Source organism: Microbacterium terrisoli (assembly GCF_030866805.1).
GTDB lineage: Bacteria > Actinomycetota > Actinomycetes > Actinomycetales > Microbacteriaceae > Microbacterium > Microbacterium terrisoli.
On record NZ_CP133019.1, the window covers coordinates 2,737,263 to 2,748,354 of the forward strand.

General features: G+C 69.6%; 10 protein-coding genes. 1 reads left to right on the forward strand and 9 read right to left on the reverse strand.

The window, feature by feature from the left end:
• Positions 1–54 precede the first annotated feature (54 nt).
• Positions 55–1,764 (reverse strand): acyl-CoA dehydrogenase family protein, encoded by a 1,710-nt coding sequence (locus QU603_RS12370; protein WP_308491685.1) that lies wholly within the window; start codon positions 1,762–1,764, stop codon positions 55–57.
• Between the two features lie 137 nt (positions 1,765–1,901).
• Between QU603_RS12370 and QU603_RS12375 the strand changes: the two genes are divergently transcribed.
• Positions 1,902–3,119 carry a pyridoxal phosphate-dependent aminotransferase gene (locus tag QU603_RS12375; protein WP_308491686.1) on the forward strand — a complete coding sequence of 406 codons (1,218 nt, stop codon included), beginning with the start codon at positions 1,902–1,904 and terminating at the stop codon, positions 3,117–3,119.
• A gap of 34 nt (positions 3,120–3,153) precedes the next feature.
• On the opposite strand, the gene QU603_RS12380 is transcribed toward QU603_RS12375, so the two are convergent.
• The 8 genes from QU603_RS12380 to QU603_RS12415 all read right to left on the reverse strand — a co-directional run bounded on the left by QU603_RS12380 (position 3,154) and on the right by QU603_RS12415 (position 11,076).
• Positions 3,154–4,290, reverse strand: coding sequence for a UDP-N-acetylmuramate dehydrogenase (locus QU603_RS12380; RefSeq protein WP_308491687.1), 1,137 nt, complete (start codon positions 4,288–4,290; stop codon positions 3,154–3,156).
• A gap of 10 nt (positions 4,291–4,300) precedes the next feature.
• Positions 4,301–4,705: a MaoC/PaaZ C-terminal domain-containing protein gene (locus QU603_RS12385; protein ID WP_308491688.1), complete on the reverse strand. Its 405-nt coding sequence runs from the start codon at positions 4,703–4,705 to the stop codon at positions 4,301–4,303.
• Complete coding sequence (locus tag QU603_RS12390; RefSeq protein ID WP_308491689.1) at positions 4,702–5,148, reverse strand: FAS1-like dehydratase domain-containing protein; 447 nt, start codon at positions 5,146–5,148, stop codon at positions 4,702–4,704. Before QU603_RS12390 ends, QU603_RS12385 begins: the two co-directional genes overlap by 4 nt.
• Before the next feature lie 9 nt (positions 5,149–5,157).
• A complete protein-coding gene (locus QU603_RS12395; protein ID WP_308491690.1) occupies positions 5,158–5,970 on the reverse strand; it encodes a sulfite exporter TauE/SafE family protein in 813 nt (270 codons plus the stop codon).
• 12 nt (positions 5,971–5,982) lie between these two features.
• Positions 5,983–7,230, reverse strand: coding sequence for an LCP family protein (locus QU603_RS12400; protein ID WP_308491691.1), 1,248 nt, complete (start codon positions 7,228–7,230; stop codon positions 5,983–5,985).
• Between the two features lie 126 nt (positions 7,231–7,356).
• Positions 7,357–8,907: an ABC transporter permease gene (locus QU603_RS12405; RefSeq protein ID WP_308491692.1), complete on the reverse strand. Its 1,551-nt coding sequence runs from the start codon at positions 8,905–8,907 to the stop codon at positions 7,357–7,359.
• Positions 8,907–9,950 carry an extracellular solute-binding protein gene (locus QU603_RS12410; RefSeq protein ID WP_308491693.1) on the reverse strand — a complete coding sequence of 348 codons (1,044 nt, stop codon included), beginning with the start codon at positions 9,948–9,950 and terminating at the stop codon, positions 8,907–8,909. The genes QU603_RS12405 and QU603_RS12410 overlap by 1 nt, the downstream gene beginning before the upstream one ends.
• A 49-nt stretch (positions 9,951–9,999) precedes the next feature.
• A complete protein-coding gene (locus tag QU603_RS12415) occupies positions 10,000–11,076 on the reverse strand; it encodes an ABC transporter ATP-binding protein (RefSeq protein WP_308491694.1) in 1,077 nt (358 codons plus the stop codon).
• Positions 11,077–11,092 lie beyond the last annotated feature (16 nt).

The window sequence follows — 11,092 nt, forward strand, 5'->3', positions numbered from 1 at the left end:
GCCTCCTCGATTTCCGCGGAGCCTATCCCACGCGACACGGGACGGCAACGCGGATCAGACGATCTCGCCCCCGGCCACCGTCTCGGCGAGCATGTGCACACGCGGCAGGTGGTGTGCGCCGTAGAAGTCCGCCGACGCGAGGCGCGCAGCATCCTCGTCGGTCAGCGTGCCATGGGCGAGCACGGCCGCCACGGCCAGCGCGTGCATCCACCCACCGGCGAGGGTGCCCAGCTGCATGAGGTACGGCACGCTGACCGCGTAGGCGTCGCGGCCGGAGCCGAAGGCGAGCAGGTCCGCGGTGGCGCGACGGGATGCCTCGACGGCCCGTGCGACGCGTTCGGCTGTGCGGGCGGCCACGGGATGCTCGAGGCCGCGCAGTGTCTCCACGGTCGCCTCGATCTGCGCGAACAGCGCCTCGGCGGTCGCCCCGCCGTCGCGGATCACCTTGCGACCGACCAGGTCGTTGGACTGGATGGCGGTCGTGCCCTCGTAGATCGGCATGATGCGCGCGTCGCGGTAGTGCTGGGCGGCGCCGGTCTCTTCGATGAAGCCCATGCCGCCGTGCACCTGGAGGGCCTCGCTGGTGACGGTCACCGCATCTTCGGTCGTCCAGCCCTTCAGAATGGGCACGAAGAACTCGGCCAGTGCCGTCTGCTCTCGGTCGAACAGGTCGCCGACGTACACGCCCAGGGCGCGCATCGCGAAGATCTGGCTCTGCATCGACAGCAGCAGACGCCGCACGTCCGGGTGCTCGGCGATCGGGGTGCCCGCGGGGCGGTCCATGACGGCACCCTGCAGGCGCTGCGCGGCATAGGCTGCGGCCTGCTGGTAGGCGCGGTCGGCGATGCCGGTGGCTTGGAACCCCATGCCGGTGCGCGCGGAATTCATCATGACGAACATCCCGGCAAGTCCGCCGCCGACTTCGCCGACGAGGTAGCCGGTCGCATCCTCATAGGAGAGCACGCAGGTGGGGCTGCCGTGGATGCCGAGCTTGTGCTCGATCGCGACGGTCTCGATCGCGTTGCGCTCTCCCAGCGTGCCGTCCTCGTTCACGAGCAGACGCGGGGCGACGAACAGCGACAGGCCCTTCGCGCCGGCCGGAGCGTCGGGAGTGCGCGCGAGCACGAGATGCACGATGTTCTCGGCGATGTCGTGGTCACCCCACGTGATGAAGATCTTCTGCCCTTTGATCGACCAGGTGCCGTCGCCGCGCGGGGCCGCGACCGTGCGGATGGCGCCGAGGTCCGTGCCCGCGTCGGGTTCGGTGAGGTTCATCGTCCCGGTCCACTCCCCCGACACGAGCTTGCTCAGATACGTCTCGCGCAGAGCGTCGGATGCTGCAGCATCCAGCGCATGGATCTGCCCGGCAGTCAGCAGCCAGCACAGCGCGAACGCGGCGTTCGACCCGTTCCACAGCTCGCCCAGCCCCGCCCGGACCACCCCCGGCAGACCGTCGCCGCCGGCTGAGACCGGCGCTTCGGCGGTGACCCAGCCCGCCTCGACGAACGCGCGGTACGCCTCGGCGTACCCGTCGGGCAGACGCACGGCGCCGTCGACGAGGCGCGCACCCTCGCGGTCGCCCACGGTCTGAAGAGGTGCGAGCACCGATGCGGCGAACTCGCCCGCGCCGCTGATGATCTCCACGGCGTCATCGGCGGTCAGCTCGCCGCCGGTCGCGCGGGCGACCAGATCAAGACCGAACGCGTCGCGATACAGGAACGCGTAGTCGGCGACGGGGGGAACATAGGCGGTCTCGGCGGCCATGGCGGACTCCTCAGGTATGGGACTGCGCGCCAGTCTACGCGAGACTCAGTGTCAGGTACGGAAATCTGCCGTGTGAGAGGCGGCATCCCGCCTCTGCGCGGCTGACGACGACGGCGCGCGGCGAGTACGCTGGACGCGTGACCGAACGCGCACCCCTGTCCCGCAAGTACTCGCTCTCAAGAAAACTCAGTGCCATCGCCGAGTCCGCGACGCTGAAGGTGGACGCGAAGGCCAAGGCTCTCAAAGCCGAAGGCAAGCCCGTCATCTCGTATGCCGCCGGCGAGCCCGACTTCGCGACCCCGCAGTTCGTCGTGGATGCCGCAGCCGACGCGCTGCGCGACCCCAAGAACTTCCGCTACACGCCCGCGGCCGGCCTGCCCGAACTGCGCGCGGCGATCGCCGCCAAGACGCTGCGCGATTCGGGCCTTGCCGTCGACGCCTCTCAGATCATCGTCACCAACGGCGGCAAGCAGGCCGTTTACCAGGCCTTCCAGGCCGTCGTGAACCCCGGCGACGAGGTGCTGCTGCCGGCGCCGTACTGGACGACCTATCCCGAGGCGATCCGCCTGGCCGACGGCGTCCCGGTCGAGGTGTTCGCCGGTGCCGACCAGGACTACAAGGTCACCGTCGACCAGCTCGAGGCCGCGCGCACCGAGCGCACCACCGCGCTGGTGTTCGTCTCGCCATCCAACCCGACCGGCTCGGTGTACACCCGCGACGAGACGCGCGCGATCGGCGAGTGGGCCCTCGAGCACGGAATCTGGGTGATCTCCGATGAGATCTACCAGAACCTCACCTATGACGGGGTGGCCGCCACCTCGATCGTGGAGGCCGCCCCTGACGTGGCCGCACAGACGATCCTGGTCAACGGCGTCGCCAAGACCTACGCGATGACCGGGTGGCGTCTGGGGTGGATGGTCGGTCCGCGCGAGGCCATCAAGCTCGCCGGCAACCTGCAGTCGCACCTGTGCAGCAACGTGAACAACATCGCCCAGCGCGCCGCGATCGCGGCCCTGACCGGACCGCAGGACGAGCCGGAGCAGTTCCGCCAGGCGTTCGACCGGCGTCGTCGGCTGATCGTGGCCGAGCTGTCGAAGATCGACGGGTTCACCGTGCCGACACCGCACGGAGCGTTCTATGTGTACCCCGACGTGCGGGGAGTGCTCGGCCGCACGTGGGCGGGCAAGACCCCGACAACCTCGCTCGAGCTGGCCGATCTCATCCTCGAGAAGGCCGAGGTCGCCGTCGTCCCCGGTGAGGCCTTCGGCCCCAGCGGGTACCTGCGCCTGTCGTATGCGCTGGGCGACGACCAGCTGCTGGAGGGCGTGCAGCGCCTGCAGAAGCTGTTCGCCTAGTCCGCGGCGCCGCTGCCGCCGCGCGAGGCGACTGCTACAGTTCGACGCCGACCAGTACCGGCTCGGGCTGCAGCAGCAGGCCGAACTCACTGTGCACGCGGATGCGGATGTACCGCGCGAGTTCGGCGAGCTCGGCAGCCGACGCGCCACCACGGTTGGTGAGGGCCAGGGCGTGCTTGGTCGACAATCCCGCCCGCGACCGCGGCAGGCGGAACCCCTTGCGGAATCCGGAGTGCTCGATCAGCCAGGCCGCGCTGATCTTCACATCCGGCTCGGGTGCGGCCGGCGTCGGCGCCAGCCCCGCGTACTGGTCCAGGGGGATCACGCGCGTGTGCTGGACCTCGGGTGCCACCGGCCACCGCGGGCACTCGGGCGGCAGTGTGCGGGCGAAGGATGCCGGGACCACCGCGTTCTGGAAGAACGAACCGGCGCTGTGCGTGTCGGGATCGGCGTCGTCGAGCACCATGCCCTTGCGGGCGCGCACGGCCAGGATCGTCTCGCGGATCTGCGCGAGCGTCACGGCATCGCCCGGTTCCAGGCCCAGCGCGGTGCGCAGCTGGACTCCCGGCACCGGCGTCGCCGCGCCGTTGCGCACGGCCAGTTCGAGGGTGAGAGAGACGATCACCGCCGGCCGCCGGGGCTCGCTGCCGTAGTGGTGCTTGAGCACCGAGGTGCGAAAGCCCAGCTCCAGCTCGGCGGCGGGCACGCGCGAGACCTCGCCGGTCGCTTCATCCAGCAGTTCGACCTCGACGAGGGTCTGCACGATCTCCTGTCCGTAGGCACCGACGTTCTGCACGGGTGCAGCCCCCGCACTGCCGGGGATGCCCGAGAGCGCCTCGATGCCCGCCAGCCCGTGGGCCACGGCGTAGGCGACGACGTCGTCCCAGTCGTGGCCGGCTTGGATCCGCAGCCGCACGTGGCCGTCGCGGGGCGAGGGCAGAGGCTGGATGCCGCGGGTCATGATGTGCACGACGGTGCCGTCGACCGGCTCATCGCCGACGAACAGGTTCGACCCGCCACCGAGGGCGAGCCACTCCTGACCGCTGTCCCACGCAGCGCGCACGGCCACGACGAGCTCATCGGCGGTGCGCGCCTCGACCAGATGCGCGGGAGTGCCGCCGGTGTGCAGCGTCGTCAGTCGCGCGAGGGGGATCGGATCGATCTCGGTCATCTCGCAGCGCTCACGCCAGGCGCACACGCACCTGGGCCTTGCCCAGGACCGTGGTGTCGGCACAGGTGACGGTCAGATCCACGCGCGCGGCGTCGCCCTCGACGACGGCGACCTTGGCGACCACCGTGACATCCGCCCCGTTCTCGGGATCGACCACGACCGGACGGGTGAACCGCACGCCGTATTCGAGGATGCGACCGGCATCGCCCAGCCACGGCACGAGCGTCTCGATCGACAGGCCCATGGTCAGCATCCCGTGCGCGAGCACGCCGGGAAGCCCCACGCGGGCGGCGACGTCGTCGCGATAGTGAATGGGGTTGAAGTCGCCGGATGCCCCGGCATAGCGCACGAGGTCTTCGCGCGTGAGGTGCACGGTGCGCTCGGCGACCACATCGCCCACGGTCGGCTCGCTCACTCGTCCCCCCCGATCAGCAGCACCGAGGTCGCGGTGACCACATGGTCACCCGCGGCATCCGTGATCTCTGCGACGCTGGTGACCATCGCACCCTTGCCGATCGCGCGTACACCGGTGATCGAGAGCTGGGCGGTCAGCTCGTCGCCGGCGACGATCGGGCGCGTGTAGGCGAAGCGCTGCTCGGCGTGGATCGTGCGCTCCAACGCGATGCCTGAGTCCGGTTCGGACAGCAGCTGCTGCAGCGTGCGGTCCTGGACGACCATCGCGAAAGTGGGCGGTGCGACCACGTCGGCGTAGCCGAGGGCGCGCGCGGCGTCGGGATCGGTGTGCTGGGGATCGGTGGCGAAGACGGCGCGGGCGAATTCCCGCACCTTCTCGCGGCCCACCAGATAGGGCGCGGTCGGCGCGAACGCGCGGCCGACGAGTTCGGGGTTCACTGGCACCCGATAAGTCTATCGGGGGGCGGCGGAGCCCTCCCTGCCGGCGTCGGGGCTGCGCAGCGCCTTCAGTGCCATCTGCACCGCGATGAACACGACGAACAGCGCGAACAGCACGTTGCCGGCCAGCGGGTCGATGAGCGAGGCGAGCCAGGCACCCAGCGCCGTCGTCGTGCAGGCGGCCACGCCGATGCACGCCGCCGCCGGCAGGTCGACGTTGCGACGACGCAGGTTGCCGAATGTGCCCGACACGGCGGTGGGGATCATCATCAGCAGCGACGTGCCCTTGGCGACGAGGTCGCTGGCGCCGAAGCCCAGCATGAGGGTCGGGACGATGATGACGCCGCCGCCCACACCCAGAAGCCCGGACAGGAGGCCGGTGACCAAGCCCGTCGCGATCAGGCCCAACGTGCTCCACACGGTCAGGACCAGGTGCGCTCCGCGCGACGGGATCACGAAGAACAGTCCCACGATCACGACCGCCAGGAACACGACGAACGCCCAGCGCAGCACGTTCACCGGCAGCCGCGCCAGCAGCCACGTGCCGAACTGCGCGCCCACGACCGCGGCCGCCGCGAGGATCAGAGCCGGGATCCAGGCCACCGAGCCGCGAGCGGCATAGCTGATGACGCCGACCGTCGCGATCGGCACGATCGCCGCCAACGAGGTGCCGGCGGCAAGGCGATGCTCGAACCGGGCCACGATCGTCAGCAGCGGAACGATGACCGTGCCGCCGCCCACCCCGAACAGACCCGACAGGAGCCCCGCACCGAGGCCGATGCCGATGAACAGAACGTACGATCGGGCGGTGCGTTCTGTCTTCTCCATGGCCTGATGAGCTTACCGGCCGGCGGTCTCCGGCTGCGTGCATGTGACCTGCGCGGCCGTGGAGCCTGAAATATTCTCCGGCAGGTCGACCCTGTCGACGGGGGCGGCCGTCGGCGCAGGGGTCGGACCCGACGAGCCGGTGACCGTGCCCTTCACCTCCACGCCGTAGGCGGAGCTCGCCTTGCCGGTCAGGTTCAGCGCCCTGTTCTCCTTCAACGCGGTGAACAGCACATCGGCCGAGGAGGTCACGGGCAGTACACGCGAGGTGTCGGCCGGGTCGTACCTGGTGGGGTACTGCACGAACACGATGTCCCTGTAGGGCACGGATTTCACGGCCATCGCGATCTGCACCATGTGGGTGGGGTTGGCCAGGTTCTGGTCGAGCACGAGCTGCTTCGCAGAGACCTGCTGCAGCGCGGTCGTCGCCAACGCGAACAGCTTGCCCGGGTCGCCCAGCACGCCGCCGGATTGCAGCTTGCGCACCAGCGAAGACATGAACTGCTGCTGGTTGGAGATGCGGCCGAGGTCCGACCCGTCGCCGATGCCGTGCCGGATGCGCAGGAACTGCAGCGCCTGCGCCCCCTTGAGGGTGTGTTCGCCCTTGCTCAGGTGCAGTCCCGTATTGCGGTCGTTGATGGCGCCGGCCACGCAGACGTTCACACCGCCGATCGCGTCGGACATGTGGATCACGCCGGTCCAGCGGATCGCCGCAGCGAATTGGATGTCGACGCCCGTCAGCTGCTGGATCGTGAGCGCCGTGCAGGCCAGTCCCCCGTAGCTGTACGAGACGTTGAGCATCTGCTGGCTCATCGCCGAGAAGCGTCCGCCGTCCGGCGACGGGCACGACGGGATGGCCACCAGCATGTCGCGCGGGAACGAGACGACGGTGACCCGCCGCGGCTTGTCACCGATGTGCACGAGCATTGTGACGTCGTTGCGCTCGCCGCCGTCGTCGTGCCTGCATCGTGGGAACAGCTTCAGATCCTGTCCCTGGCACGAGTCGGTGCCGACCACCAGCAGGTTCACGCCGCCCTCGATCTCGCCGATGTCGGGCGGGACCTCGTGCGTGGTCTCCAGTGTGACTGCGTTGTCGGCGATGGTGGTCGAGGCCGACCACAGGGCGAAGACCCCCGTGCCCGCGATGCTCAGCGCGATCACGGCGAGCACCACGCCGACGACGATCGCGATCTGGGCCAGAGGGCTCTGCGTGTGATGGCGCCCATGCTGGGCCAGGGGTGCGCGCGGGGGCCTCGGGCTCATGCTCGGGCTCCTCTCCACGCGTGCGTGCCAAAACGGTGTCCACGGGCGACGGCGTGCGCCCGTGCCCGGACTCTGCAGATTCTAAGGGATGCCGTCTGCAAGCTGACTCGGAGCCGAAGCGGGCCCTCAGCGCACGTGGCGCAGCGTGCGGCGCACGATCAGCCACACCGGGATCGAACCCAGGATGACCAGCACCAGCGCGTACGGCGCCGCCGCCGTGAAGTCCAGGGACTGGCCGTTGGTGGTCGCCCACAGCCCGGTGGCCAGGGTCTGCGTGTTGAACGGCAGCAGCATCAGGGTCGCGGTGAGCTCTTTGCTCGCATCCAGCCCGACCAGCAGCGCGCCGGTGGCGATGCCCGGCAGCGCGAGCGGCAGCGAGACCCGGCGCAGTCGCTGCCAGGCGCGGTGGCCGAGGGATGCCGCAGCCTCGTCGTAGCGGACGAAGGCCGCCTGCAGGCCGACCTGCTGATTGGACACCGCCAGGGGCAGGAACATCACGACGTAGGCGATGATCAGCAGCACCGCCGTCTTGTACAGGCCCGGCACGAGCCGGGTTGCCAGGAACACCAGTGCCAGGGCCAGCACCGCGTTCGGGATCGCATGCGCCAACCACACCGACCTCTCGGCCACGTGCGACCACGGCGAGGGTCTGCGGCTGACCCACCACGCCACCGGCAGAGCCGCCGCGGTGGCCAGAAGGCCCGCACCCGCGCCGTACAGCAGCGTCACACCGCCCGACGCGGCCACCTGCGACCAGTCGACGAACACGTCACGGTGCGTCATGACCAATCCGCGGAGGGTCATGAACACCGTCGGCCCGATGGCCGCCAGCGGCACCAGCAGCGCCAGCACCAGCACCGGCCCCCGCGCCCGCCCGAGGCGAGCGCGCGTGGGAGTGCGCACGCTCTGCCGACCCACGCTCAGCGGCACCGGCCTGCCCGAGACCATGCGTCCGGCCAGCAGCATCAGCACGGCGAGCGAGACCAGCAGCACCGACAGCGACCGGGCCGATGCGTAGTCGCCGTAGTCGAGCATCTCGGCCATGATCGTCGTGGTCAGAGTCCGCTGGCGCAGCTGCACCATCGCGCCGTATTCGCTGAGCACGTGCAGCGCGATGATCAGCAGGCTCCCCGCGATCGCCACGCGCAGCTGCGGCAGCGTGACGCGGAAGAAGACCGCGCTCGGCTGCGCACGCAGGCTGCGCGCCGCCTCTTCCTGAGCAGGATCGATGTTGCGCACCGCGACCACACAGGCCAAGAAGACGTACGGGTACAGTGTCAGCGCCATCACGACCGTGGCACCGGTGAACGAGGTGACGATGTCGAGGCGGGGCGCATACACGAGGTTCATCGAATACACGGCGTACGCGCTGACGAAGCCGGGCACCGCCAGCGGCAGAGCGAACAGCACCGTCAGGGTGCGTCGCAGCGGCACCGTGGTGCGCACCACCAGCAGGGCCGTGGCCACCCCCAGCACCAGGCACACCGCACACACGGCCACGGTCAGGCCGACCGTGCGCACGATGTCGGGAATCGTCGTCGGGTAGGTGAACAGCATCCCGATCTCGTGCGGCGAGAAGCCGGCGATGAACAGGTACGCAAGCGGCAGCAGCGACAGCACGGCGACGGCTGCCGCCGCCGTGCCGAGAGCGACCCGGCCGCCGTGCAGACGTGACATCAGCTGGACATGCCGAGGCTCTTCAGCAGCTGCTGTGCCTGTGCCTGGTCGGCGAAGATGCTCATGTCGTACACCGGCGACTTCACGTCGGACAGGCTCCCCACCGTGGCGCTGGTCATGCCGACCCCGACGGGGTACTGGCCTTCGTTGACGTCGATCGGGCCGTCGGCGAGGATCGTCTGTCCGCCGTCGGGAGCGGTCAGCCACGCCAGGAAGTCGGCGGCTTCGGCCTGGTGCTTGCTGGTCTTGAGGATTCCCGCCCCCGACGACAGGGCGAGATTGCCGGGATCGACCTCGGGGAAGTGATAGATCTTGCTGGTCATGTGGTCGGGCCCGCCGACCTCGGCGGCCTTCACCCACCAGTAGTAGTGGTTGGACAGCCCCATCGCGTGCTTGCCGGCCTCGACGGTGTCGCGCACGTTGCCGTTGGACTGCTCGTTGACGCCGTTGGCCTTCACCTTCTCGAGGAACGAACGGGTCTGGTCCATTCCGATCGTGGAGATGAGGTACTGCACGGTCGCCACGAACGCGCCGGACGGCGCCCACGCGAACTTCCCCTTGTACTGCGGGGCGGTGATGTCCGCAAGCGTGGTGGGCAGATCCTTCTCGGCGATCAGGGTGGGGTTGTAATAGAGCACGCGCACCCGCGCGGCGTAAGCGACCCATTCGTCCTTCGGGTCGCTCAGCTTCGGCTGCACCTGGTCGATCGTGCTCTGGTCGAGCGGGACGAACGCGCCGGCGGCGGCCAGCTGCGCGGCAGGTCCCGGGTCCTCGCTGAGGAACACGTCGGCCGGCGAAGCAGAGCCCTCAGCCTGGATCTGGCCGGCGGTGGCGTCGTTCTGGATGTTGAACGCCACGCCGGTCTTCGTGGTGTAGGCGTCGGTCAGCGCCTTGACGAGCTCGGCATGCTGATCGGTGTAGACCGTCAGCGTCGCGGTGTCACCGCTCTCGCTCGGCGCCGGTGAGGCCGCAGAACAGCCGGCGAGCATGACGGCGGCAACAGCGGTCAGTGCGACAGACGCGCGCAGACGGGCACGACGCATGACGATCCCCTTTCGATGGGATGAGAGTCCGAGACTCGGATGCCGCGGCTCAGGCGGCGATGGACGGTCGAGGGTACGTGCACACGGCACGGTCGACCACGAGGCGCACTTCGTCGCCCACGCGGTGCGGATGGTCTCCCAGCACGCGCACCGGCACCTCGGCGTCGAGGGCGGGCACGTGCACGCGCAGCATGCCGTCATGGCCGTAGAACGTCTGATCGGCGATGGTTCCGGTCAGTCCCGGTCCGGCCTCGTCACTGACGCGGATGTTCTCGGGCCGGATCAGCACATCGCACAGGCCCCGGCATCCATTCGCGCACGCCACGGCGAGGTCGCCGAACGCGCACGTGACCGTCATCTCCCCACGCGACGACGCGTGCTGGACGGAGCCGGCCACGACCACGGCCTCGCCGAGGAATCGGGCCAGCTCCAGGTCTGCGGGCTGGAAGTACGTCTCACGCGGCGGACCGACCTGCACGACCCGTCCCTCGCGCATGACGGCGACCCGGTCGCCCATCGCGAGGGCCTCTTCCTGATCATGCGTGACCATCACGGCGGTCGTGCCCAGGCGCTTGAGCAGACCGCGCACCTCGGCCCGCAGCGACTCGCGAAGGTACTCGTCCAGCGCGGAGAACGGCTCGTCGAGCAGGACGATCTCGGGGCCGGGGGCGATCGCCCGCGCCAGTGCCACACGCTGCTGCTGACCACCCGACAGCTCATGCGGACGGCGCGCGCCGAAGCCCGACAGTCCGACGAGTTCGAGTGTCTCCGCCACCCGTGCACGACGCTCGCGGGCGCGCAGGCGGCTCAGGCCGAAGCCGACGTTCTGCGCCACCGACAGGTGCGGGAACAGCGCCCCTTCTTGCGGCACCAGTCCGATGCCGCGATCGTGTGCGGGCACGAACCGGTCGCCGGCGACCATGCGACCGTCCACACTGACACTGCCGGAATCGGGGACCTCGAAGCCCGCGATCACCCGCAGCAGCGTCGTCTTGCCGCAGCCCGAGGGGCCCAAGACCGTCACCAGCTCGCCCGCGTCGATGTGCAGATCGACGCCGTCCAGAGCCCGCGCATGGGCGGAACCGTCGCCGCCGAAATCCTTGATCACCTCGCGCACATCGAGCACGGTTCCACTATAGACG

What these genes read in the sequence shown, in the direction of transcription:
- QU603_RS12370 (WP_308491685.1), bottom strand. Translation starts at nt 1,764, where the DNA reads ATGGCCGCCGAGACCGCCTATGTTCCCCCCGTCGCCGACTACGCGTTC.
- QU603_RS12380 (WP_308491687.1), bottom strand. Translation starts at nt 4,290, where the DNA reads ATGACCGAGATCGATCCGATCCCCCTCGCGCGACTGACGACGCTGCAC.
- QU603_RS12395 (WP_308491690.1), bottom strand. Translation starts at nt 5,970, where the DNA reads ATGGAGAAGACAGAACGCACCGCCCGATCGTACGTTCTGTTCATCGGC.
- QU603_RS12400 (WP_308491691.1), bottom strand. Translation starts at nt 7,230, where the DNA reads ATGAGCCCGAGGCCCCCGCGCGCACCCCTGGCCCAGCATGGGCGCCAT.
- QU603_RS12405 (WP_308491692.1), bottom strand. Translation starts at nt 8,907, where the DNA reads ATGTCACGTCTGCACGGCGGCCGGGTCGCTCTCGGCACGGCGGCGGCA.
- QU603_RS12410 (WP_308491693.1), bottom strand. Translation starts at nt 9,950, where the DNA reads ATGCGTCGTGCCCGTCTGCGCGCGTCTGTCGCACTGACCGCTGTTGCC.